This is a genomic window from Enterovirga sp. CN4-39 (genome assembly GCF_049446235.1).
Classification (GTDB): domain Bacteria; phylum Pseudomonadota; class Alphaproteobacteria; order Rhizobiales; family Beijerinckiaceae; genus Enterovirga.
Window position 1 is genome coordinate 1 of record NZ_JBMSEF010000025.1, and the last position, 21,860, is coordinate 21,860.

General features: G+C 69.5%; 20 protein-coding genes. 10 read left to right on the forward strand and 10 right to left on the reverse strand.

Annotated features, from left to right (window positions below):
* The coding region (locus tag ACO2SS_RS25740; protein ID WP_423280716.1) for a pseudouridine synthase at positions 1 to 972 on the reverse strand (972 nt) is incomplete at its 3' end.
* A gap of 341 nt (positions 973 to 1,313) precedes the next feature.
* On the opposite strand from ACO2SS_RS25740, the gene ACO2SS_RS25745 reads away from it, so the two are divergent.
* Positions 1,314 to 1,742: a nucleoside deaminase gene (locus tag ACO2SS_RS25745; RefSeq protein WP_423280783.1), complete on the forward strand. Its 429-nt coding sequence runs from the start codon at positions 1,314 to 1,316 to the stop codon at positions 1,740 to 1,742.
* Here ACO2SS_RS25745 and ACO2SS_RS25750 read toward each other — a convergent pair.
* The 3 genes from ACO2SS_RS25750 to ACO2SS_RS25760 are packed head-to-tail and all read right to left on the reverse strand — an operon-like array spanning position 1,739 to position 3,846.
* Entirely contained in the window at positions 1,739 to 2,638 is a 900-nt protein-coding gene (locus ACO2SS_RS25750) for an alpha/beta fold hydrolase (RefSeq protein ID WP_423280717.1), read from the reverse strand. The genes ACO2SS_RS25745 and ACO2SS_RS25750 overlap by 4 nt on opposite strands.
* A 9-nt stretch (positions 2,639 to 2,647) precedes the next feature.
* A complete protein-coding gene (locus ACO2SS_RS25755) occupies positions 2,648 to 3,073 on the reverse strand; it encodes a GtrA family protein (RefSeq protein WP_423280718.1) in 426 nt (141 codons plus the stop codon).
* Entirely contained in the window at positions 3,070 to 3,846 is a 777-nt protein-coding gene (locus ACO2SS_RS25760) for an SDR family NAD(P)-dependent oxidoreductase (protein ID WP_423280719.1), read from the reverse strand. The genes ACO2SS_RS25755 and ACO2SS_RS25760 overlap by 4 nt, the downstream gene beginning before the upstream one ends.
* Positions 3,847 to 3,926: 80 nt before the next feature.
* Here ACO2SS_RS25760 and ACO2SS_RS25765 point away from each other — a divergent pair, with 80 nt between their 5' ends.
* Positions 3,927 to 4,826 carry a 2-dehydropantoate 2-reductase gene (locus tag ACO2SS_RS25765; RefSeq protein WP_423280720.1) on the forward strand — a complete coding sequence of 300 codons (900 nt, stop codon included), beginning with the start codon at positions 3,927 to 3,929 and terminating at the stop codon, positions 4,824 to 4,826.
* A 120-nt stretch (positions 4,827 to 4,946) separates the two neighbouring features.
* Here ACO2SS_RS25765 and ACO2SS_RS25770 read toward each other — a convergent pair whose 3' ends face one another.
* Genes ACO2SS_RS25770 through ACO2SS_RS25780 form a run of 3 tightly spaced genes read right to left on the reverse strand, consistent with a single transcriptional unit; the run spans position 4,947 to position 9,678 of the window.
* Complete coding sequence (locus tag ACO2SS_RS25770) at positions 4,947 to 6,140, reverse strand: M20 aminoacylase family protein (RefSeq protein ID WP_423280721.1); 1,194 nt, start codon at positions 6,138 to 6,140, stop codon at positions 4,947 to 4,949.
* Entirely contained in the window at positions 6,137 to 6,961 is an 825-nt protein-coding gene (locus tag ACO2SS_RS25775; RefSeq protein WP_423280722.1) for an SDR family oxidoreductase, read from the reverse strand. The genes ACO2SS_RS25770 and ACO2SS_RS25775 overlap by 4 nt, the downstream gene beginning before the upstream one ends.
* Positions 6,962 to 7,002: 41 nt before the next feature.
* Positions 7,003 to 9,678, reverse strand: a complete 2,676-nt coding sequence (locus tag ACO2SS_RS25780) for an MGH1-like glycoside hydrolase domain-containing protein (RefSeq protein WP_423280723.1) — start codon at positions 9,676 to 9,678, stop codon at positions 7,003 to 7,005.
* 243 nt (positions 9,679 to 9,921) lie between these two features.
* On the opposite strand from ACO2SS_RS25780, the gene ACO2SS_RS25785 reads away from it, so the two are divergent.
* Complete coding sequence (locus ACO2SS_RS25785; protein WP_423280724.1) at positions 9,922 to 10,236, forward strand: hypothetical protein; 315 nt, start codon at positions 9,922 to 9,924, stop codon at positions 10,234 to 10,236.
* Positions 10,237 to 10,249: 13 nt separating this feature from the next.
* Complete coding sequence (locus ACO2SS_RS25790) at positions 10,250 to 10,900, forward strand: exopolysaccharide biosynthesis protein (protein ID WP_423280725.1); 651 nt, start codon at positions 10,250 to 10,252, stop codon at positions 10,898 to 10,900.
* A gap of 19 nt (positions 10,901 to 10,919) precedes the next feature.
* Here the strand turns inward: ACO2SS_RS25790 and ACO2SS_RS25795 are convergent, their stop codons facing one another.
* On the reverse strand, positions 10,920 to 11,762 hold the full coding sequence (locus ACO2SS_RS25795) for a LysR substrate-binding domain-containing protein (RefSeq protein ID WP_423280726.1): 843 nt from the start codon (positions 11,760 to 11,762) through the stop codon (positions 10,920 to 10,922).
* Between the two features lie 94 nt (positions 11,763 to 11,856).
* On the opposite strand from ACO2SS_RS25795, the gene ACO2SS_RS25800 reads away from it, so the two are divergent.
* Entirely contained in the window at positions 11,857 to 12,261 is a 405-nt protein-coding gene (locus ACO2SS_RS25800) for a tautomerase family protein (protein WP_423280727.1), read from the forward strand.
* 37 nt (positions 12,262 to 12,298) lie between these two features.
* Here ACO2SS_RS25800 and greA read toward each other — a convergent pair whose 3' ends face one another.
* Together greA and carB are read right to left on the reverse strand one after the other, a co-directional pair.
* On the reverse strand, positions 12,299 to 12,772 hold the full coding sequence (greA, locus tag ACO2SS_RS25805) for a transcription elongation factor GreA (protein WP_423280728.1): 474 nt from the start codon (positions 12,770 to 12,772) through the stop codon (positions 12,299 to 12,301).
* Positions 12,773 to 13,541: 769 nt separating this feature from the next.
* Complete coding sequence (gene carB / locus ACO2SS_RS25810) at positions 13,542 to 17,009, reverse strand: carbamoyl-phosphate synthase large subunit (RefSeq protein ID WP_423280729.1); 3,468 nt, start codon at positions 17,007 to 17,009, stop codon at positions 13,542 to 13,544.
* Between the two features lie 328 nt (positions 17,010 to 17,337).
* On the opposite strand from carB, the gene ACO2SS_RS25815 reads away from it, so the two are divergent.
* From ACO2SS_RS25815 to ACO2SS_RS25835, 5 genes are read left to right on the forward strand one after another with little or no spacing between them, the layout of a single operon-like run.
* Entirely contained in the window at positions 17,338 to 18,555 is a 1,218-nt protein-coding gene (locus ACO2SS_RS25815; RefSeq protein WP_423280730.1) for an aspartate aminotransferase family protein, read from the forward strand.
* Positions 18,552 to 19,487, forward strand: coding sequence for an ornithine carbamoyltransferase (gene argF / locus ACO2SS_RS25820; protein WP_423280731.1), 936 nt, complete (start codon positions 18,552 to 18,554; stop codon positions 19,485 to 19,487). Before ACO2SS_RS25815 ends, argF begins: the two co-directional genes overlap by 4 nt.
* A complete protein-coding gene (locus ACO2SS_RS25825; protein WP_423280732.1) occupies positions 19,487 to 20,467 on the forward strand; it encodes an Hsp33 family molecular chaperone in 981 nt (326 codons plus the stop codon). Before argF ends, ACO2SS_RS25825 begins: the two co-directional genes overlap by 1 nt.
* Positions 20,468 to 20,469: 2 nt before the next feature.
* Entirely contained in the window at positions 20,470 to 21,537 is a 1,068-nt protein-coding gene (locus ACO2SS_RS25830) for a DUF2332 domain-containing protein (protein WP_423280733.1), read from the forward strand.
* A 40-nt stretch (positions 21,538 to 21,577) separates the two neighbouring features.
* Positions 21,578 to 21,826: a type II toxin-antitoxin system ParD family antitoxin gene (locus ACO2SS_RS25835; protein ID WP_423280734.1), complete on the forward strand. Its 249-nt coding sequence runs from the start codon at positions 21,578 to 21,580 to the stop codon at positions 21,824 to 21,826.
* The last annotated feature ends 34 nt before the right edge of the window (positions 21,827 to 21,860 follow it).

The window sequence follows — 21,860 nt, forward strand, 5'->3', positions numbered from 1 at the left end:
GCCGCGGGGTGCCGCCGGTGCCTCATCGCGGCCGCGGCCGCGCTCCCGGTCGCCGAAGCCGCTCCTGCCGCCGCGTCCGCCGCGCTCGTCCTCGAAGCGGGGCGTCCTCGGCCGGGGCGGCCGGTCGGCCGGAGCCCGCCGCTCGGCGGCCGGCTTCTCCGGCTTGCCGAAGGGCGCGATCGGCTCGCGCACGGGGCTCTCGAAATCGACCCCGGCCTCGGCCGCGAGCGTCTGGCCGAGCTGGTCCTTGAGCACTCGCGTGCGCACCTCCTCGACGAGCCCGGATTCGAGGTCGCCGAGCTGGAACGGCCCGAACGAGAGACGGATCAGGCGGTTCACCTGAAGCCCGAGATGCTCGAGGATGCGCTTGACCTCGCGGTTCTTGCCTTCCTTCAGGGCAAGCGTGATCCAGACGTTGTCGCCCTGGACGCGGTCGAGCGTGGCTTCGACCGCGCCGTATTCCATGTCGTCGATCGTCACGCCGTTTCTGAGCTTGTCGAGGTCGGCCTGCGTGACTTCGCCGTGGGCGCGGGCACGATAGCGCCGCGTCCAGCCCGTCTCGGGATGGGCGATGACCTTGGCGAGTCCGCCATCGTTGGTGAGGAGCAACAGCCCTTCGGTGTTGATGTCCAACCGGCCGATCGCCACCACGCGGGGCATGTCTTCCGGGAGGGAGTCGAAGACTGTCGGGCGGCCTTGCGGATCGCGCGCGGTGGTGACGAGCCCGCGCGGCTTGTGGAACAGCCAGAGCCGCGTCCGCTCGCGCGAGGGGAGCGGTTCGCCATCGATCGTGATCTTGTCCTCCGGCCCGACATTCACGGCCGGCGACGCCAACGTCTCGCCGTTCAGGGTAACGCGACCTTCGGCAATGATCGCCTCCGCGTCGCGCCGGGACGCGACGCCTGCGCGTGCGATCACCTTTGCGATACGCTCCTCGGTCGGCTGGATCGGCTCGGCCGGGCGCTCCTGCACGGCAGCCTCCGTCGGCTCCCGCCGGGGAGGGCGCCGCTCACGCCGCTCGTGGTCGTTCGTCCGCGGGCGGTCATCCCGACGCTCGAAGCGCGGGGCGCGCGGCCTGTCCTCACGGCCGCCCGGCTTTCCGGCCCCGAAGCGTCCGGGCGGCCTCTCGCGCCCGCCCCCGCCCGCGCCGCGATGCGGCCTGTCCGAGAAGTCCGAGCCACGGGGCGGGCGTCCGCCGGGGCGGCCGGGGCGTTTACCGCCCCTGTCATTGCTGTCTACCATGTCCGGCTGATAGCAGAGCCCGCATGGCAGGGCGAGGGACGGATAAGGACGGTCAGACCCGCATCGATCCGATGGCGGAGGCGATCGACCTGGCGCGGCACGCCGGCTCGCTCGGGGAGGTGCCGGTCGGGGCAGTCGTCGTGAAGGACGGCGAGGTCATTGCGAGGGGGCACAACCGACCGCGGGCCGCGCACGACCCCACCGCCCATGCCGAGATCGTCGCGCTGCGCGAAGCCGCATCCGCCCTCGGGGACGAGCGGCTGTCGGGATGCGACCTCTACGTCACCCTGGAGCCCTGCACGATGTGCGCGGGGGCGATCTCCTTCGCCCGGATCCGGCGCCTCTATTACGGCGCAGCAGATCCGAAGGGCGGTGCGGTGGAGAGTGGCGTCCGCTTCTTCGACGCCCCGACATGCCACCACGCGCCTGAAGTCTACGGCGGCATCCGCGAGACGGACGCCGCCGAGCTGTTGCGCGCCTTTTTCTCGGAGCGCCGCTAGGTCGCCAGGAAGCCCCGGAGCGCGGCCAGGGTCTCGGCTGGCGCTTCCTCCGCGACGAAGTGCCCGCAATCGACCTCCGATCCTGTGATGCCCGGAGCAAAGGTGTCGCGCCAGGCCTCGAGCGGGGGCGCCGCGCCGGGCCGGTTCAGATAGCGCGCGCTCCAGACCAGGAAGGTCGGGCAAGCGAGCTTCTTGCCGGCCGCCATGTCCTGCTCGTCCTGCTCCGGATCCAGCGTCGCGCCGGCCCGGTAATCCTCGCAGAAAGCATGAATCCGGCTCGGCTCGTTGCAGCTCTGGCGATAGGCGGCGAGGGCGCGCGGATCCAGGAAGTCGAGCGACTTCTTGCCGGACCAGGAACGCATCAGGCCCTCGAAATAGGGCAGGGGATCGCGGCCGATCTCCGTCTCGGGCTCGGGCGCGGGGCGGGCCAGGAATTCCCAGTGGGCGGCCGGCTGGATGCCGGCCCGGATGCGGCGCCACACCTCGAAGGTCGGCAGGATATCCAGTAGGGCGAGCCGCTCCACCCGGCCTGGTTCGTCGAGCGCAAGCCGGTAGGCGACGCGCGCACCACGATCATGTCCCGCGACCGCGAAGCGGACGTGACCCAGCTCCTCCATGACCCGGACGACGTCCCGGCCCATGGCGCGCTTCGAATAGGTCTCGTGCGAGCTGTCTCCGCTCGGGGCCGAGGACCAGCCGTAGCCGCGGAAGTCCATGCAGACGACGCGGTGCGTGCGCGACAGCTCCGGCGCGAGCCGGTGCCACATCGCGTGCGTCTGCGGAAACCCGTGCAGCAGGACGAGGGGCGGCCCGCCGCCGCCGGAGCGGGCGAAGATGCGCCCGGCCTCGCCGTCGATCCAATGCGATTCGAAGCCGGGGAAGAGATCGTCGGCCATGGGGTCTCCTCAGGGAACGAGGGCGGGCGGTTCGCGGAACGTCCAGAGCTTGTGCGCCAGGAAGCTCCACACGAGGACGATGCCGGTCGTGACGATCTGGGCCGGGAGGTAAGGAGCCCCAAGCACGCGCACGAAGAGCGCCATGAAGGCCCAGGTCAGGCCGAAGCCTACCAGCGCGACCAGCGCGAAGCGCCAGCCTGCCTCCCGGTGCGGCCTGTCGCTCGCATAGGTATGCCGCCGGTTCAGCACGTACGACACGAGGCCGCCTCCGATATAACCGACGAGGGTCGCCTGCACGGCCTCCATCCGGTAGCCTTCCACCAGGCTGACGAGCAGCCCGTAATGCACGATGGCGGCCGCCACCCCGACGCCGAAGAAGGCCGAGAATTGCCGCAGGACCGCTCGCAGGCGGTGGTCGGTCTTGGGAAAGGTCATCCCTGCAGCCAGCCTGCCATCCGGCGTGCGAGGAAGCGGGGTGCGAGCTTGGCCCCGATCGCGCCCGCCTTGTTGCTCGCGCCGGTGATCACGATGGCGCGGCCCGCCTCGTGTCCGTCGATTCCCATCCTGGCGACCGTCGCGGCGCTCATCGGACGCTCGAAGAGCTTGGACTTCTCCAGATCGGCCCGGATCGTGAACTCCGTTGCGGTCGGGCCGGGACAGAGCGCGGTCACGACCACACCATGCCGCCGCACCTCCTCGTGCAGCGCTTCCGAAAGGGACAGGACAAAGGCCTTGGTCGCCGCATAGGTCGCCATGTAGGGGATCGCCTGGAAAGCCGCCGTCGAGGCCACGTTCAGGATGCCTCCGCGCCGGCGGGCGACGAGGCTCGGCAGGACGAGGCGGCAGAGCTTGGTCAGCGACACGACGTTGAGCTGCAGCATCGCGGCCTGGTCGCCGTAGGGCAGGGTGGCGAACCGGCCACGCAACCCGAAACCCGCGTTGTTGACCAGCGTCTCGATCTCGATCCCCCGGTTGTCCAGTTCGGCCAGGAGGGCTTCGGCGCCTTCGGGCTGTTCGAGATCGAGCCGGACGAGTTCCACGGCGACCGCCGGATGGGCCTCCGCGATCTCCGCCTTGAGGTCGGCCAGTCTCTCTGCCCGCCGGGCCGTGAGCACGAGCGAGCGCCCCCGCGCGGCGTAGATCCGCGCCATCTCCGCCCCGATCCCGCTCGAGGCCCCCGTGATCACCGCCCAGCGCGGATCATTCATGCCTCAGGTTCTCCTGGATCGCGGTCGAGCATGGGTTATGCGTAGCGCCGGCCGGAGTTCCGGTTAAGGCGAGAGGCGGGATGTCTGACAAGGTCGCAATCATCGGTTCGGGCGCAATCGGCGGTTATCTCGCCGCGGAGCTGACCGAGGCGGGCCGGGATGTAGTCCTCTGCGTGCGGACGCCGTTCGACACGCTGGTCGTCGAGGAGCCGGATCGCACCCGGGAGGTGGCCGTCCGCCTTGCGACCCGCCCGGAGGATGTCGGGCCCGCGAAGGTGGTTTTCATCACGACGAAGTCCCAGGACACTGCCGGAACGAAGCCGTGGCTCGACCGGCTCGCGGGGCCCGAGACGGTCGTCGTCGTCGTGCAGAACGGTGTCGGGCATGTGGAGCGGGTGCAGCCGCTCGCGCCCCAGGCCGGCGCCGTGCTGCCTGCGATCATCTATTGCTCGGTCGAGCGGGTCGCACCCGGCCGGATCGTCCACCACAGCCAGGCGCGGCTCGTCGTCCCGGCGGCGCAGGCGAGCTCTGCCGTCTCGGCGACCTTTGCGGGAACGCAGTTCGAGGTCACTGAGGATCCGGATTTCACGACCGTCGCCTGGCGCAAGCTCCTCAGCAACCTCGTGGCGAATCCGATCTCCTCCCTGACCCTCCGCCGCATACGGGTCTTCCGCGAGGACGCGATAGCCCAGCTCGCATCGGGCATCCTGGCCGAGGCCGTTCGGGTCGCGGCAGCAGAAGGCGCGAAGCTCACGGACGCGGATGCCGCGCAGGTCGTGGCCGGACTGGGCAAGGCTAACCCCGATGGCGGCAGCTCCATGCTCTACGACAGGCTCGCCGGCCGACCGCTCGAGCACGAATACATCACGGGCGCAGTGGTCCTCGCGGCCGAGAAGCACGGCATCGACGTGCCTCTCAACCGGGCCATCCTGGCCCTGTGCGGCGCAGCGAGCGGCCACGGGCTCGACGGGGCCTTCTGAGACGCACCTTGCGCCCGCAAGGGCGCCGGGCTCCCCTGGCGTAGGGGCCTCTCCACCTTCCAGCAGCCGCGGGAGGCAGGCTCATGCACCGCCCCCCGCTGGGCTTCGGGTGCCGCCTTCTCAGGCGGCCGCCAGTTCCTCACGCACCAGGCTGACCCAGTACGCCACCCCGAGGGGGATGATCTCGTCGTTGAAGTCGTAGTGGGGGGTGTGCACCGGATGGTGGGTGCCGTCGGGCTTCACCCCGTTGCCGATGAAGATGAAGGCGCCGGGGCGCGCCAGCAGCATGTCGGAAAAGTCCTCCCCGCCCGTGATGGGCGGCGCGTTTCCGTCGACCCTATCGTCGCCGACCAGCGAGGCCGCCACTCGCGTCGCGATCGCGGTCTGCTCCGGGTGGTTCACCACCGCCTGGCAGAGCTTCTCGTAGATGACCTCGGCCGTGCAGCCCTGCGCGGCGGCATGGGCCTCGGCCAGCTCCCGCATGCGCCGTGCAATGGTGGCGCGCACCTCCTCCGAGAAGGTGCGGACCGTTCCACGGATCACGATCTCGGCCGGGATGACATTGGGAGAGTTCGGCGAGCCGCCCTGGATGGAGCCGATCGAGATGACCGCGGGCTCGAGCGCCGCGATGTTGCGGCCGACGACGTTCTGAAGAGCCAGCACGAAATGCGCCTGGGCGATCGTGGTGTCGGTCGCCAGGTGCGGGGTCGAGCCGCCATGCCCGCCGGTGCCGCGGAACACGACCGTGAAGAAATCCACGGCCGCCATCATCGGCCCGGGCCTGAGCCGGAATTGTCCGACCGGCGTGCCGGCCCCGTTATGCATCCCGTAGACGGCGTCGCAGGGGAAACGCTCGAACAGCCCGTCTTCCACCATGCGGGCGGCCCCGCCACCGCCTTCCTCGGCAGGCTGGAAGATGAAATGCACCTGGCCGGCGAAGTCCGGCTTTTCGGCGAGATAGCGGGCGGCGCCGAGCAGCATCGTCGTGTGCCCGTCATGGCCGCATGCGTGCATCTTGCCCGGGATGGTCGAGGCGTGGGGCAGTCCGGTCTGTTCGACGATGTTGAGCGCGTCCATGTCGGCCCTGAGGCCGACGGCGCGGTTGCCCGGGCGCTTTCCCTTGAGCGTTCCGACCACGCCCGTGCGGCCCACACCCTCCGTCACCTCGATGCCCAAGCCGCGAAGCTGTTCCGCCACCAGCGCGGCCGTCCGCTTCTCCTCGAAGGAGGTCTCCGGGTGCGCGTGGATATCGCGCCGGATCCGGATCAGGTCGTCGTGAAGGGGGGCGATCTCGTCAAGAAGGGGATGGGTCATACGGTGTGGTGTCCGAGTTGGGCGCCGAGGAAGTCAGGCGTCTTCCAGCCAAGATGCTGTCCGGCATCGACGCAGATCAACTGCCCGGTGACATTGCGGGCCTGCGCCAGGAACAGGACGGCCTCTGCGATCTCGGCTGGTGCGATCGGGCGGGCCAGGGGAGTGCCGGCCGCTTCGGCGCGCATGCCTTCCTCGCCGTCGAAGGGGTTCGGCGCGGTTGGGCCCGGACCTATGGCGTTCACGCGGATGCGGCGCGCCGCATAGGCCTGAGCCATGGTTTGCGTCGCGGTCCAGAGGGCGGACTTGGCGAGCGTGTAGGAGAAATAGGCGGGGTTCGGCCGAAGCACGCGCTGGTCGATGATGTTGACCACGGAGGCTTCGGTCCCGTCCGGGACCTGCGCGGCGAACGCGCTCGCCAGGAGGACGGGGGCGCGGAGGTTTACGGCGAAGTGCCGGTCGAGGAGACGGGGATCCGGGCTGTCCGCGCTGTCCGGCTCGAAGAGCGCGGCCGAGTTGACCAGCAGGGTCAGGGGGCCGAGCGCGGCATTGGCCGTATCCAGGATCGCGTTCGGGGATGCCGGGTCGGCGAGGTCGGCCGGCACGACGACGGCTCGTCGGCCGCCTGCTCCGATGCGGCTCGCGGCAGCCTCCGCCTCGTGCCGCGATGCAGGACTGCAATGCAGGGCGACGTCGTAGCCGGCCGCGGCCAGCCCTTCGGCTATGGCGAGGCCGATCCTCCGTACCGCACCGGTCACAAGCGCGCTCTTGATGGCCGATCGATCGGCCGGTCCCGGACCGGCCAGGGAACCTGCTGGGGTCATAGCCGGCTCATAGGTCCGAACCAGGCAACTGGAAAGGATGGTTAGAAGCCTGTCGTGCCGGCCCGGATCATGCGGCTGCGGAGGAGATTGAGGATGAGAGCCGTCCAGCCTGTCTGATGCGAGGCGCCGAGGCCGCGGCCCGTGTCGCCGTCAAAGAACTCGTGGAACAGGAGGTTCGAGTCAGCCGCGGCGCCGCCCGGGCCTTCGCCGAAGCAGGGCCGGTGTCCGGCCTCGTCCTTCAGGAAGAGCGAGACGAGGCGGTCCTCGAGTCCGTCCGCGATCGCCGCGAGTGTGTGGTGATCGCCCGAGCCCGTCGGATACTCGACCAGGAAGTCGTCGCCGTAATAGGCGTGGAAGCGGCGGACCGACTCGACCAGCAGGTAGTTCAGCGGCATCCAGACCGGGCCGCGCCAGTTCGAGTTGCCGCCGAACATGTTGGAGGTCGATTCCGCCGGGTCGTAGCGGACCATGAAGGAGGTCCCGAGCGCCTCGAACGTGTAGGGCCGGTCCTTGTGCTGCCGGGAAAGGGAGCGGATCCCGAAGGGGGACAGGAACTCGCTCTCGTCCAGCATGCGCTTGAGAAGTGCCTTCATGCGGTGGCCGCGGAGCAGCGAGAGCAGCTTGCGATCGCGAACGCCGCCCTCCGTCCAGCGCGAGACGAGCTTGGCGAGCTGCGGGCGATTCTCGAGCACCCAGTTCAGCCGCCGCGCGAAGTCGGGCAGCCTCTGGAGCATGTCGGGATCCAGCACTTCGACCGCGAAAAGCGGAACCAGGCCCACGATGGACCGAACCCGGAGCGGCACCATCCGTCCGCCCGGCATATCCACCTCGTCGTAATAGAACTCGTCCTCCTCGTCCCAGAGGCCGAACCCTTCCCCGCCCATGTCCGTCATCGCCTCGGCGATGAACAGGAAATGCTCGAAGAACTTCGAGGCGGTGCTCTCGTAGACGTCGTTGTGGAGCGCCAGCTCGAGGGCGATCCGCATCATGTTGAGGGCGTACATCGCCATCCAGGCCGTGCCGTCGGCCTGATGCACCCGTCCGAAGCCGGGCGGCGGCCGGGATCGGTCGAAGACGCCGACATTGTCCAGGCCGAGGAAGCCGCCCTGGAAGACGTTGCGGCCCTCCGAGTCCTTGCGGTTCACCCACCAGGTGAAGTTGATCAGGAGCTTGTGGAAGACGCCCTCCAGGAAGGCGAGGTCGCCCCGGCCGCCTCTCCTTTCGCGGTCGATCTCGAAGACCCGGAACGCAGCCCAGGCGTGGACGGGCGGGTTGGTGTCGCCGAACTCCCACTCATAGGCCGGCAGCTGCCCGTTCGGGTGCATCAGCCATTCGCGGGTCAGCAGCAGGAGCTGCTTCTTGGCGAGGTCGGGGTCGAGCAGCGCCATGGGGATGCAGTGGAAGGCGAGGTCCCAGGCCGCGAACCAGGGATATTCCCACTTGTCCGGCATCAGGAGGATGTCGGCGGTCGAGAGGTGCTGCCAGGCGGCATTCCGGCCATGCCGGCGCTCGGCCGGCGGGCGCGGCTGCAAGGGGTCGCCGTCCAGCCAGAGGCGCACGTCGTAGCGGTAGAACTGCTTCGACCAGATCAGCCCGGCGGCGGCCTGCCGGAAGACGAGGCGGGAATCGGCGTCCAGCCCGTCGCACAGGGCGTCGTAGAAGGCGTCCGCCTCGGCGATGCGCCGGCGCAGCATCCGGTCCGCCGCATCCACCGGCCGGACGCGGCGACCGGCCGAGAGGCGCAGGCGGACCTGCATGCTGCCGCCCGGCGGGAGCGTCGCCCGGTAGACGAGGCCGACCCGGGTGCCCGCCTCGCGGGAGATTGCCGCCTCCTCGCCGTCCACGATTGCGGCATGGATGCCGTCCTTGAACGGGCCGGGCGCGTCGTTCTCCCCGGCATGGAGGCGCCGGTTCGTCTCGTTCTCGCAGAAGAGGATCTCGGGCTCGCCGTCATGGACGAGGCGGTAGCTCCCGATCCGGGGATGCTCGCACAGGATCCCGGCGCCGGGCTCCAGGACCATGCGCGGCCGCCACGGGACGGCATCGGATCGCCACGACCAGATATTCCTGAAGGTCAGAAGCGGCACGAGATGGAGCCCGGCGGGCTCGCTGCCGCGGTTCACCGCTGTCACCACGACGTGGATGTCGTCGTCATCCTCCTTCGCGTACTCGACCGTGACGTCGAAAAACCGATCGTCGTCGAAGATGCCCGTCGCGGCGATCTCGAATTCCGGCCTTTCGCGCCCGCGTCGCCGGCTCTCATCGGCCAGGTCCTCGTAGGGGAAGGCCGCCTGCGGATAGCGGTAGAGGTACTTCAGGTAGGAGTGGCTCGGAGTGGCGTCGAGGTAGTGGTAGACCTCCTTCACGTCCTCGCCGTGATTGCCCTCCTCGTTGGCGAGGCCGAACAGGCGCTCCTTCAGGATGCGGTCGCGGCCGTTCCAGAAGGCGAGCGAGAAGCAGAGGAGGGAACGGTCGTCCGAGATGCCCGCGATCCCGTCCTCGCCCCACCGGTAGGCCCGCGAACGGGCGTCCTCATGCGTGAAGGAGCTCCAGGCATTGCCGTCGGCGCTGTAATCCTCACGCACCGTCCCCCATTGCCGCTCGGCGAGGTACGGCCCCCAGAGCCGCCATTCCTTGTCGCCGCGCGTCATCTCGGCGATGCGCCTGCGCTCGGCCCAGAGATCGACCTCGTCCCGTTCGTCGCTCGCGGCTGTCATGGGGCAGGGAACACCGTGTCGAAACGGGTCGGATCGCCTTGATCATGCAACCCTCCCGCCAAAGCGCAAACCGACGGCGCGTGCTGCGCCGGCCCTGCGGCCCTGGCGCCGCCTTGAAAACGCCTCCTGCCATGCCGAGCTTTACGCCGACCCGTGGTCCGGGCCCCTCTGGCGAGCGTGCCGGCGCTCTCGCGATGTCGGACCGATCCTACCGACACGGTCGCCGGCAAGAGGGTGAACGTCTTGGCGCTTTTCCAGGATCTTATTGCTACGCTTGTTTCCGTCCTGCTCCTCCAGCCGCTCGAGGCGGAGGTAAAGGAGAAGCTCGAGGGAGCCCGCGTCCCTCAGGCCGTCGTGACGGAGGTGCTCTCCTGTGCCAGGGCGGCGGCGCCGATCGTGGTGCAGCGGGCGGCCTCGGACCCGGTCTGGGCCGTGTCGAGCGTCGTCCGGGTCTGGCTGGGCACCGCCCGGCCGGAGGCGCTCCTGCTCGAAGCCGCGCCGGGCTGTGGCCCGGCCGTCGCCGGCGCACGGCCCTTCCTGGCCGGCCGCTCGGCGTGACGGGCTCCCGCTCGTGACGCTCGCAACGCCCCTGCGCAGCTCCCTGGCGCGGCATCGCGGCAGCCGCACGCCGGGAGCCGTCACCCGCCCCGTCATGGATCTCGCCGGGATCCTGCGGACAAAGCACGTCACGGTCGGAGAACTCGTCGACAGGCTGGGCCACAAGGGATTCGGCCTTGCCCTGCTCGTGCTCACGCTGCCCGCCATCGTGCCGACACCCGGCCCGGTCGGGATGATCTTCGGGACGGTGATCGCCCTCATGGCGCTTCAGGTGATGGCCGGCGCGCGGCGGCTGTGGCTGCCGGAAATCCTGAGGCGGCGTGCGCTGCCCGGCTCGGCCCTCCGGCGGGGGATCGCCTGGTGCCTGCCCTCCTTTGCCCGTGCGGAACGGTGGCTGACCAAGCGGCGCCTCGCCTTCCTGACGAGGGGCCGGGCGAGGGCGCTGCTCGGGCTGCCGATGTTCGTTCTCGCCGTCGTGATCGCGCTGCCGATCCCGTTCGGCAACACGGCACCCGCCGTCGCCCTGCTGGTCTTCGCGCTGGGCTTCATCGCCCGAGACGGCGCCGCGATCGCCGCGGGACTCGTCCTCGCGGCGGTCGCCATGGCCTGGACGGCCTTCCTGGTCTTCGCCGGGGCGAGCGTGGTCGGCTGGGCGACGGCCTGAGCGGGCCGGCCTAACGCCTCTAGCCCAGCCCGGCCCGCACGGCCGCCGCCAGGGAGCGCGTGGCGGCGGCCGATTTGGGCGAGCTTGTTCGGGCGAGGAGTACGATCTCGGACGGCATCAGCTTCGGCAGGCCGAGTTCCGGCCCGCGATCGGGCATGCCGCCCGAAGCCGTGAGCCCCATCGGGGCGATGCCGAGCCCGGCCCGGACGCCCGCCAGCAGCGCCGCGCAGCTTCCGCCCACGAAGGCTTCGCGCCAGGCGATTCCGGCGGCTTCGAGCTGGCGGATGGCGGCACCGCGCACGCCGCAGGCCGGGCCGAGCGTCGCGAGGGGGATCGGCTGATCCGGCTGCAGGCTCAAGCCATCCGAAGCGCGCCACCCGACGGGGTCGGTGCCCAGGACTTCGCCGTCGGGGCTGCCGCCATCCCGCCGGATGATCGCCGCGTCGACCTCGCCGGTCTCGAACAGCTCCCTCATCTGGTGGGAAAGGCCCATTCGGACCTCCAGTGCGGCCGCCCTGGGCAGGGCCGAGCGGACTTGCCGCAGCACGGGCTCCATCGACACCCCGAGCGCATGATCGCTCGCCGCGAGGGCGAAGCGGATGTCCGGCTCGGCCGAGAAGCGCAGCGCCTCGTCGTGGGCCGCAAGGAGCGCCCGGGCCCGGGTCAGGAAGGCCTCGCCGTCGCTCGTCAGGCGCACGAAGCGGGGCGTGCGCTCGAGAAGCCTGCGGCCGAGCAAGGCCTCGAGGGTCCTGAGCCGCTGGCTGACGACGGGCTGGACGGTTCCGGCGGCCTCGGCGGCCCGGGTCAGGTTTCCGAACTCGGCCGCAAGGACGAACAGCCGGACTGACGCGAGGTCGAGCATGATCGCGTTTCGCTATGGTAGATCGTGTCCATCATAGCCTTCCGCCCTGAAGACGGAAGCGCGAGATCACGGCGGACAGACGAGAGGACGCGCCATGCCGATGATCACGGTCAGATACGTCACCCCGGAGCCGCGGCCCGAACTGCGCCGCGAGATCGCGGGGCTCGCCAGCCGGCTCGCCGCGGAGCGGCTGGGCAAGGACTCGGGGGTCACGGCGGTGCTCGTCGAGGCGGCCGACCCGGATGGCTGGTTCATCGCCGGCCGGCTTCCGGCGGAAGCGGGATTGTCGGCCTTCTGGCTCGACATCAAGATCACGGCCGGAACGAACGTGAAGGGCGAGACCGCCGGCTTCGTCCAGGCCGCCTTCGAGGGGATGGAGCGGCTGCTCGGCCCTCTGCACGAGGAGAGCTACGTGCTCGTCCACGCGGTGGACGGGGATGCGTACGGGTATGGCGGCCGGACCCAGAACGGGCGCTGGGCCGCGGCGCATCCAGGCTGAGAGCGAGCGAGGGCCGGCGATAGGCCGGCCCCATCAACTACCGGAAGGCGACGTCGACGATCTCGTACGACTTGCCGCCGCCCGGGGTCGAAACCTCGACGGTGTCGCCGACACCCTTGCCGATGAGAGCGCGCGCGACCGGGGACGAGATCGAGACGCGGCCGGACTTCACGTCCGCCTCCGGGTCGCCGACGATCTGGTAGATGCGCTCCTGCTCGGTGTCTTCGTCCACGAGCTTCACGGTGGCGCCGAACTTGATCTTGTCGCCCGTGAGCCTCGCAACGTCGATGATGTCCGCACGCGCGATCATCGATTCGAGCTCCAGGATCCGGCCCTCGTTCAGGGACTGGTTCTCCTTGGCGGCGTGGTACTCCGCGTTCTCGGACAGGTCGCCATGGGCCCGCGCTTCGGCGATCGCCTCGATGATGCGAGGACGCTCAACCTGCTGCCGGTGTTTCAGCTCTTCCTCCAGAGCCGCAAAACCCTTCGCCGTGATCGGCATCTTGTCCATGGCACGTCTTTCGTGGCGTAGGCCGGGCCGGAGAGCCCGGCCCCGAGGTCGGCGGGTGCGTGGCCCAGGCCGAGATTCCTGGAGCGCGCGCCTCGAGATCGCCTGCGAGATAGGCCTGTGCCTTCCGTCGCGGCAATCGCATCGGCGAGTGTGGGGTAGGTGGACACCTTCTGCAAGAGGGGGGCCGCGGGCGCAAGCGCCTGGGCAGTCCGAAGGGACGAGCGCCCACGCGCCGTCCTTCCCCGGCCCGGGGTCTGGTCCATCGGCACTGTCAAAGAGCGGTCTCGTTCCTCATCGAGGGGAGCGGGACGCCGGTTCTCCGGCCTTCAGGGATGGTGATTTGCGGATTTGCCAGGTCCCTCCCGGCGTCCCGCGACGGTCTTTTCGGCCCCATAGGCACGCGCCCGGTCAGCCGCCCGGACGCCCCGGCTACCGAACCGAGACCCCGGGACCCGTCCTCCCCTCCGCCAGACGTGACCGGTGCGCACGCGGCTCCCTCGCCGGAGGGGAGTGCGGAGGTTATAGGAATAAATGCTAGGATTGTCAACTCGGGATTCCGCTCACACCGGCGAAAGCCGGTGCCCCGGGATTGGACCCCGGCTTACGCCGGGGTGAGCGGGGATGAGGCGGACGGCCTGGATTGCTTCCCTTCGCTCGCAAAGACGGTATGGCGCCGCTGGACCCCGGCCTGCGCCGGGGTGAGCGGAGAGGTGGCTCACGCTTCACCACCGTCCCGGTCGAGACAGGGCCCTTGGTCGGCCCGGTTCGATCAGGCGAAGTATTCCTGCAGCGCGCGCACCTCGAGATCGCCTGCGAGATAGGCCTTGATGCCTTCCGTGGCGGCGATCGCACCGGCGAGCGTGGTGTAGTAGGGCACCTTCTGCAGGAGGGCGGCCCGCCGGAGGGAGCGGGAATCGGACAGCGCCCCGGCACCTTCCGTCGTGTTGAACACGAGCTGGATGTCGCCGTTCTTGATGGCGTCCACGACGTGCGGGCGGCCTTCCAGGACCTTGTTGATCCGTTCGGCCGGCACCCCGTGCTCGACGAGATCGCGCTGCGTGCCGCGCGTCGCCACGATCCTGAAGCCGAGATCGGCGAGCAGCTTCATGGCCGGCCGGATGCGCTCCTTGTCCGCATCGCGGACGGACACGAACACGGTGCCGCCGCGCGGCACGGAGGTGCCGCCGCCGAGCTGGCTCTTGGCGAAGGCGACGCCGAAGCCGCGATCCAGGCCGATGACCTCGCCGGTCGAGCGCATTTCCGGCCCGAGCAGCACGTCGACGCCCGGGAAGCGCGCGAAGGGGAACACGGCCTCCTTCACGCCGATGTGCTTCAGCTCCTTGGGCTGCAGGCCGAAGGAGGCGAGGCTCTCGCCCGCCATGATCCGCGCCGCGATCTTGGCGATCGGCGCCCCGATCACCTTGGCGACGAACGGCACGGTCCGCGAGGCGCGCGGGTTCACCTCCAGCACGTAGATGTCGCCGTTCTTGATGGCGTACTGGACGTTCATGAGGCCGCCGACGCCGAGCGCCAGCGCCATGGCGCGGGTCTGGTCCTCGAGCGCCTTCAGGGTTTCCGGCGAGAGCGACCGGGGCGGCAGCGAGCAGGCGCTGTCGCCCGAGTGGATGCCCGCCTCCTCGATATGCTCCATGATGCCGGCGATGAAGACGTCCTTGCCGTCGCAGAGCGCGTCGACATCCACCTCGATCGCGTCCGACAGGTAGCGGTCGAAGAGCAGCGGGTTCTGCCCGAGGACGGTGTTGATCTGCCCCGTCTTGTCGTTGGGATAGCGCGCCTTCACGTCCGACGGGATCAGGGACGGCAGGGTGCCGAGGAGATAATCCTCGAATTGCTGCTCGTCGCGAATGATCGCCATGGCGCGCCCGCCGAGCACGTAGGACGGCCGGACCACGAAGGGCAGGCCGAGATCGTTCGCCACGAGCCGCGACTGCTCGACCGAATAGGCGATGCCGTTCTTGGGCTGCTTCAGGTGGAGCCGGTCGAGGAGCCGCTTGAACCGGTCGCGGTCCTCGGCGAGGTCGATCGCGTCCGGCGAGGTGCCGAGGATCGGCACGCCGTCTCCCTCTAGCGCCTTGGCGAGCTTCAGCGGGGTCTGCCCGCCGAACTGCACGATCACGCCGTGAAGGGTGCCGGCCGAACGCTCGACATCCACGATCTCGAGCACGTCCTCGGCCGTCAGCGGCTCGAAATAGAGCCGGTCCGAGGTGTCGTAATCGGTCGAGACGGTCTCCGGGTTGCAGTTGACCATGATGGTCTCGTACCCGGCGTCGTCCAGCGCGAAGGCCGCGTGGCAGCAGCAGTAGTCGAACTCGATGCCCTGGCCGATCCGGTTCGGCCCGCCGCCGAGGATCATGACCTTCTTCTTCCCCGAGGGCTGCGCCTCGGAGACCAGCGCGCCCGCGAAGGGCGGCGCGTAGGTCGAGTACATGTAGGCCGTCGGCGAGGCGAACTCGGCCGCGCAGGTGTCGATGCGCTTGAAGACGGGGCGCACGTCCAGCGAGCGCCGCAGCGCGCGCACCTCCGCCTCGCTCTTGTGGGCGAGGACCGCGAGCCGCGCGTCGGAGAAGCCGGCGCCCTTCAGCTTGCGCATCGCGCCGGGCGAGGCTGGCAGGCCATGCGCCTTCACCTTCTCCTCGAGCTCGATGATGCCGCAGAGCTGCTGCAGGAACCACCGGTCGATGCGGCAGGATTCGTAGACCTCCTCCACGGAGAAGCCGAGCCGCAGCGCCTGGGCGACCTTGAGCAGCCGGTCCGGCGTCGGGGTGGAGATCGCGGCCTTGACGGCGTTGTGGTCGTCGCCCTTGCCGAGACCCTCGATCTCGATCTCGTCGAGGCCGGTGAGGCCCGTCTCGAGCGAGCGGAGCGCCTTCTGGAGGCTTTCCTGGAAGGTCCGGCCGATGGCCATCGCCTCGCCGACCGACTTCATGGCGGTGGTCAGCGTCGGCTCGGCGCCCGGGAACTTCTCGAAGGCGAAGCGCGGGATCTTGGTGACGACGTAGTCGATCGTCGGCTCGAAGGAGGCCGGGGTCGCGCCGGCCGTGATGTCGTTCTCGATCTCGTCGAGCGTGTAGCCGACGGCGAGCTTCGCGGCGACCTTGGCGATCGGGAAGCCGGTCGCCTTGGAGGCGAGCGCCGAGGAGCGCGACACGCGCGGGTTCATCTCGATCACGATCATGCGCCCGTTCTCGGGGTTGATCGCGAACTGGACGTTCGATCCGCCGGTCTCGACCCCGATCTCGCGCAGGACCGCGATCGAGGCGTCCCGCATGATCTGGTATTCCTTGTCCGTCAGCGTCAGCGCCGGCGCGACGGTGATCGAGTCGCCCGTGTGGACGCCCATCGGGTCCACGTTCTCGATCGAGCAGATGATGATGCAGTTGTCCGCCTTGTCGCGGACGACCTCCATCTCGTACTCCTTCCAGCCGAGCACGCTCTCCTCGATGAGGACCTCGTTGGTCGGGGAGGCGTCGACCCCGCGCTCGACGATGTCGAGGAACTCTTCGCGGTTATAGGCGATGCCGCCGCCGGTGCCGCCGAGCGTGAAGGAGGGCCGGATGATGGCCGGCAGGCCGACCTCGGGCAGGGCCGCGAGCGCCTTGCCCATGGCCTGGTCCATGTAGCGCTTGCGGCGCTCGTTCTCGCCCCGCTCCCAGGCCGCGTCATAGGCGGCGAGCGCGTCCGCATCGCCCTCCGGCAGCGCGGCCTTGCCGGCCAGGTACTTCTCGCGGTCGGCCTTCTTGGCCTCCGTGGCGTTGGCGAGCGCGGATTTCGGTGTCGCGAGGCCGATCTTGGTCATCGCCTCGCGGAACAGCTGCCGGTCCTCCGCCTTGTCGATGGCGGCCGCGTCGGCGCCGATCATCTCGACCCCGAACTTGTCGAGCACGCCCATCTTCTTGAGCGACAGCGCCGTGTTCAGCGCCGTCTGGCCACCCATGGTCGGGAGGAGCGCGAAACCCTTCGAGCGGTCGCCACGCTCCTTCGCGATGACCTTGGCGACGATCTCCGGGGTGATCGGCTCGACATAGGTCGCATCCGCCAGGTCCGGGTCCGTCATGATCGTCGCCGGGTTCGAGTTCACCAGGACGATGCGGTATCCCTCCGCCTTCAGGGCCTTGCAGGCCTGAGTGCCGGAATAGTCGAACTCGCAGGCCTGCCCGATCACGATCGGCCCGGCGCCGATGATCAGGATGGTCGAGATGTCTGTGCGTTTGGGCATCTTGCTTCGCGTGCACGCAGCCGCGCGCGCCGCTTCCGGCAGGATGGCGGCACGTCGGCTGATGGTGTGATCGGGCTAGGTCAGGGGCTTTAGCAGGGCCGAACGGCGTGCGAAAGGTGGGCGATGCGGCGCAAAGCGCCGGCCTGTCGTGCCGCCATCGCGAGGCTGCGGTCCCGGGCGCGCTGCCGTGCCGATCGACGTGGCGAATGCAGACGATCACCCTCTCGCATTTGACACGGCCCGCAACCACAATAGACTCACGCGCGAGCCGCCCGGCTGGGCGGCTTCTTTCGTTTCCGGATCACGAAATCCATTCAGGGAGGCCCACGTGCCCTCGCCCCAATTGTCGTCGATTCTGCCGACCTATGCCCGTTCGGACCTGGTGTTCGAGCGAGGCGAAGGCGCCTGGCTGATCACGGCCGACGGGCGACGAGTGCTCGATTTCGGCGCCGGGATCGCGGTCAACGCCCTGGGCCATGCCCATCCGCACCTAGTCGAGGCGCTGACGGGCCAGGCCCAGAAGGTCTGGCACCTCTCGAACCTGTACCAGAACCCGGAGGGGGAGCGGCTGGCGAAACGCCTCACCGACGCGACCTTCGCGGACCTCGTCTTCTTCTCGAATTCGGGCGCCGAGGCGCTCGAGGCCTCGATCAAGATGGCGCGGAAGTACCATTCGGCGAACGGCCAGCCGGAGCGCTTCCGCATCGTCACCTTCGAGGGCGCGTTCCACGGACGCACGCTCGCCACGATCGCGGCCGGCGGCCAGAAGAAATACCTGGAGGGCTTCGGCCCGAAGGTGGAAGGCTTCGACCAGGTACCGTTCGGGGACGACGAGGCCCTGAAGGCCGCGATCGGGCCCGAGACGGGCGCGATCCTGATCGAGCCCGTCCAGGGCGAGGGCGGCATCCGTCCGGTCCCGACGGAGCGGCTGCGGGCGCTGCGCGAGCTCTGCGACCAGCGTGGCCTGCTGCTCATCTTCGACGAGGTGCAGACCGGGGTCGGTCGCACGGGCAAGCTCTTCGCCCATGAATGGGCCGGGATCTCGCCGGACATCATGGCGGTCGCCAAGGGCATCGGCGGCGGCTTCCCGATGGGGGCATGCCTCGCCACGGCGGAAGCCGCGAAGGGCATGACGGCCGGCACGCACGGCACCACCTTCGGCGGCAACCCGCTCGCCATGGCGGTCGGCAACGCGGTGCTCGACGTGGTGCTCGCGCCCGGCTTCCTCGACCATGTCCAGCAGATGGGTCTTCTCCTGAAGCAGCGCCTGGCCGAGCTGAAGGACCGTCACCCGGCCGTGATCGCCGAGGTGAGGGGGCAGGGCCTCATGATCGGCATCAAGACGCACGTGCCGAACACCGATCTGGCCAAGGCCGCGGAGAACGAGGACCTCCTCCTCATCACGGCGGGCGACAATGTCGTGCGCCTCCTGCCGCCGCTGATCATCGACCAGGCGGAGGTCTCGGCGGCGGTCGAGCGCATCGATAGCGCCTGCAGGAAACTCGAGGACGAGATGCGGCAGCCGATCAAGGGAGCCGCCGAATGAGCGTCGCCGGCCACCCGAGACATTTTCTCGACCTGACCGACTTCTCGGGCAACGACCTCCGGGCGCTGCTCGACCGAAGCGCCGCCATCAAGAGCCGCCGCCGCAAGGGCGAGCCGCCGGCGGAGCGCCCGCTCGCCGGCAAGGTCCTGGCGATGATCTTCGACAAGCCCTCGACCCGCACGCGCGTCTCCTTCGACGTCGCCATGCGGGAGCTCGGCGGCGAGGCCATCGTGCTCACCGGGCAGGAGATGCAACTCGGGCGCGGCGAGTCGATCGCCGACACGGCGCGCGTGCTCTCCCGCTATGTGGACGGCATCATGATCCGCATCCTCGAGCACGACACCCTGCTCGAGCTCGCCGCGAACGCGACCGTGCCCGTCATCAACGGGCTCACCAAGACGTCCCACCCGTGCCAGATCATGGCCGACGTCCTCACCTTCGAGGAGCACAAGGGCCCGATCCGCGGCCGGACGGTCGCCTGGTCGGGAGACGTGAACAACGTCCTCGCCTCGCTGATCCATGCGGCGGGCCGGCTCGAGTTCAAGGTGAACGTCGCGGCGCCCGAGGAACTGCTCGCCCCGCACGACCTGAAGGGCCTCGCCGCGAAGGTGGGCGCCGAGATCGAGATCACGGGCGATCCCTTCGCGGCGATCCGCGACGCGGACGCGATCGTCACCGATTGCTGGGTCTCGATGGGCGACGAGAACGAGACGAACCGCCACAACCTGCTGGCGCCCTACCAGGTGAACGAGCGGCTCATGAGCGCCGGCAAGCGCGATCCGATCTTCATGCATTGCCTCCCGGCCCACCGCGGCGAGGAGGTGACCGACGAGGTCATCGACGGGCCGCGCTCGGTCGTGTTCGACGAGGCCGAGAACCGGCTGCACGCGCAGAAGGGGATCCTGGCCTGGTGCCTGGGAGCGTCCGCCTGATGAGCGACATCCGGCTGGAAGGCGCAGAGGACGTCGTCCTTCCCTTCGCGGTGGAGGCGCTCGATGTGCGCGGCCGCGCGGTGCGGCTCGGCGCCTCGCTCGACCAACTGCTCGGCCGGCACTCCTACCCGGATGCCGTCGCCCGGGTGGTGGGCGAGGCTTGCGCCCTCACGGTCCTGCTGGGTTCGTCGTTGAAGTTCGAGGGCCGTTTTCAGCTCCAGACGAAGTCGGACGGTCCGATCGACATGCTGGTGGTGGATTTCGACGCGCCGGACCGGATGCGGGCCTATGCGCGCTTCGATGCCGAGCGGCTGGCCGAGCTCTCGCCCAATCCCCGCACGGGCGAGCTCCTGGGCAACGGCATCCTGGCGATGACGATCGACCAGGGGGCGGATTTCAATCGCTACCAGGGTGTCGTCGCTCTCGAAGGCCAGAGCTTCGAGGAGGCCGCCCACCAGTATTTCCGGCAATCGGAGCAGATCCCGACGCGCGTGCGGCTCGCCGTGGCGGAGGAATTCGCCGAGGGCCGCCGGGCCTATCGGGCCGGTGGCCTGCTGGTCCAGTTCCTCCCGTCCTCGCCCGAGCGGGTGCGGTCGGCAGATCTCGACCCGGGCGACGCACCCCCCGGGCATCAGGCTCACAGCCTCGGCGAGGACGATGCCTGGGTCGAGGCGAAGGCTCTCGTCGAGACGATCGAGGACCACGAACTCGTCGACCCGAGCGTGTCGAGCGAGCGGCTGCTCTACCGCCTCTTCCACGAGCGGGGCGTCCGGGTGTTCGAGCCGCAGGCCGTCCGGGAGGAATGCCACTGCTCGCGCGAGCGGATCATCCGGATGATGCGGAACTTCTCCCGCGACGACCGCGAGCACATGGTGGGCGACGACGGCCGGATCGGCGTGACCTGCGAGTTCTGCTCCCGGGTCTACGATTTCGACCCGAAGGAGGTCGAGGCCGAGATCTCCGGCGAACAGGCGGGCTGATCGTGGGCGCGGGCGGCGGAGATCGCGAGAGCGAGGTCCGGGCCGCCTTCGCCCGTCAGGCCGAGTGGTGCGCCAAGCTCGGATCGCCTTTCACCAGCCTGCTCTGCCGAATGCTCGGCGAAAGGCTCGACCGCAGCACCGGTCTCGGCCGGCATGTACTGGATTGGCCCGGCAAGCCGGACGCGCTGCATGATTCCGTGCCCCTCCGCCTCTGCGGCGGGCTGCACGGCCTCGTCCGGGCGGGCCGGCTTCCCGGCCTGGCGGCTCTCTATCCGCCCAACCCGATGCCGGAGCCCGATCGGCTGTGGGCGGCCCTGACCGAAGCCATCGAGGATGCGGAATCCGAACTCCTCCCCTGGCTCGACCTGCCGCCGCAGACCAACGAGGTTGCCCGCTCGGCCGTGCTGATTGCGGGACTGGCGGTCGTTGCGGCGGAAACCCGGCATCCCCTCGAGCTCTTCGAACTCGGCGCGAGTGCGGGCCTCAACCTGCTGCTCGACCGCTACGACGTCCGGCTGGGCCGGGCGCGCTACGGCGACCCGGCCTCTTCCGTGAAGCTCTCGCCCGAATGGGAAGGCGGCGAGCCGCCCGAGGCGAACATCGTCATCTCCGGCCGGCGCGGCGCGGACATCAGCCCGATCGACCTGCGAAATCCCGCCGCCCGCGACCGGCTTCTCGCCTATGTCTGGCCTGACCAGCCGGAGCGCCTGGCGCGCCTGGAAGCGGCGCTCGCGATCGCCGCCGCGGAGCCGCCGCCGGTGGCGTCCGGCGATGCGGCGTCCTGGCTCGAGACAGCCCTGGGAGGAGGGGAGGGGGCGGGCAGGGCGCGCGTGGTGCTCCACTCGATCGCCTTCCAGTATTTTCCCACGGAGACGCAGGATCGGATCGCGCGCCATCTCGAGGCAGTCGGATCGGCCGCGACGGCGGATGCGCCCGTCGCCTGGCTCCGCTACGAGATGGAGGAGCTTGCCGGCACGCCAACCCTGCGCCTCCGCGTCTGGCCGGGCGGAGAGGATCGCCTGCTGGCCCATGCCGATGCGCATGGACGCAAGGTGAGCTGGCTCTGTTGACGGGCCGCCACACGGTATAGGATCCGAGCCGGAGAACGCTATGGCGCGCACAGCCCAGGTCACGGTGACTCTCGAGGAGGATCTTCAGCAGTTCGTTGCCGAGGAGGCCGAAAAACGCGGCCTCGCATCCGATACCTTCATCGAGAACCTGCTGCGTGAGCGACTGACGACGAGCAGGATCGAAGCTCTCGACGAGGCGCTTGCCCGCGGCCTGGACGATGCGAAACAGGGGCGCGTAATCCCGCTCGAAGAGGCCTTCCAGCGCCTCCGGCGCGACCTCCAGCTCTGACGTGTCGTCGCTTCGTTGAAGGTCGTCATCACCG

Bases quoted from the DNA above. Each gene is read 5' to 3' on its own strand.
- ACO2SS_RS25745 (WP_423280783.1), top strand. From the start codon at position 1,314: ATGGCGGAGGCGATCGACCTGGCGCGGCACGCCGGCTCGCTCGGGGAG.
- ACO2SS_RS25750 (WP_423280717.1), bottom strand. From the start codon at position 2,638: ATGGCCGACGATCTCTTCCCCGGCTTCGAATCGCATTGGATCGACGGC.
- ACO2SS_RS25755 (WP_423280718.1), bottom strand. From the start codon at position 3,073: ATGACCTTTCCCAAGACCGACCACCGCCTGCGAGCGGTCCTGCGGCAA.
- ACO2SS_RS25760 (WP_423280719.1), bottom strand. From the start codon at position 3,846: ATGAATGATCCGCGCTGGGCGGTGATCACGGGGGCCTCGAGCGGGATC.
- ACO2SS_RS25765 (WP_423280720.1), top strand. From the start codon at position 3,927: ATGTCTGACAAGGTCGCAATCATCGGTTCGGGCGCAATCGGCGGTTAT.
- ACO2SS_RS25770 (WP_423280721.1), bottom strand. From the start codon at position 6,140: ATGACCCATCCCCTTCTTGACGAGATCGCCCCCCTTCACGACGACCTG.
- ACO2SS_RS25775 (WP_423280722.1), bottom strand. From the start codon at position 6,961: ATGACCCCAGCAGGTTCCCTGGCCGGTCCGGGACCGGCCGATCGATCG.
- ACO2SS_RS25780 (WP_423280723.1), bottom strand. From the start codon at position 9,678: ATGACAGCCGCGAGCGACGAACGGGACGAGGTCGATCTCTGGGCCGAG.
- ACO2SS_RS25795 (WP_423280726.1), bottom strand. From the start codon at position 11,762: ATGCTCGACCTCGCGTCAGTCCGGCTGTTCGTCCTTGCGGCCGAGTTC.
- ACO2SS_RS25800 (WP_423280727.1), top strand. From the start codon at position 11,857: ATGCCGATGATCACGGTCAGATACGTCACCCCGGAGCCGCGGCCCGAA.
- greA (WP_423280728.1), bottom strand. From the start codon at position 12,772: ATGGACAAGATGCCGATCACGGCGAAGGGTTTTGCGGCTCTGGAGGAA.
- carB (WP_423280729.1), bottom strand. From the start codon at position 17,009: ATGCCCAAACGCACAGACATCTCGACCATCCTGATCATCGGCGCCGGG.
- argF (WP_423280731.1), top strand. From the start codon at position 18,552: ATGAGCGTCGCCGGCCACCCGAGACATTTTCTCGACCTGACCGACTTC.
- ACO2SS_RS25825 (WP_423280732.1), top strand. From the start codon at position 19,487: ATGAGCGACATCCGGCTGGAAGGCGCAGAGGACGTCGTCCTTCCCTTC.
- ACO2SS_RS25835 (WP_423280734.1), top strand. From the start codon at position 21,578: ATGGCGCGCACAGCCCAGGTCACGGTGACTCTCGAGGAGGATCTTCAG.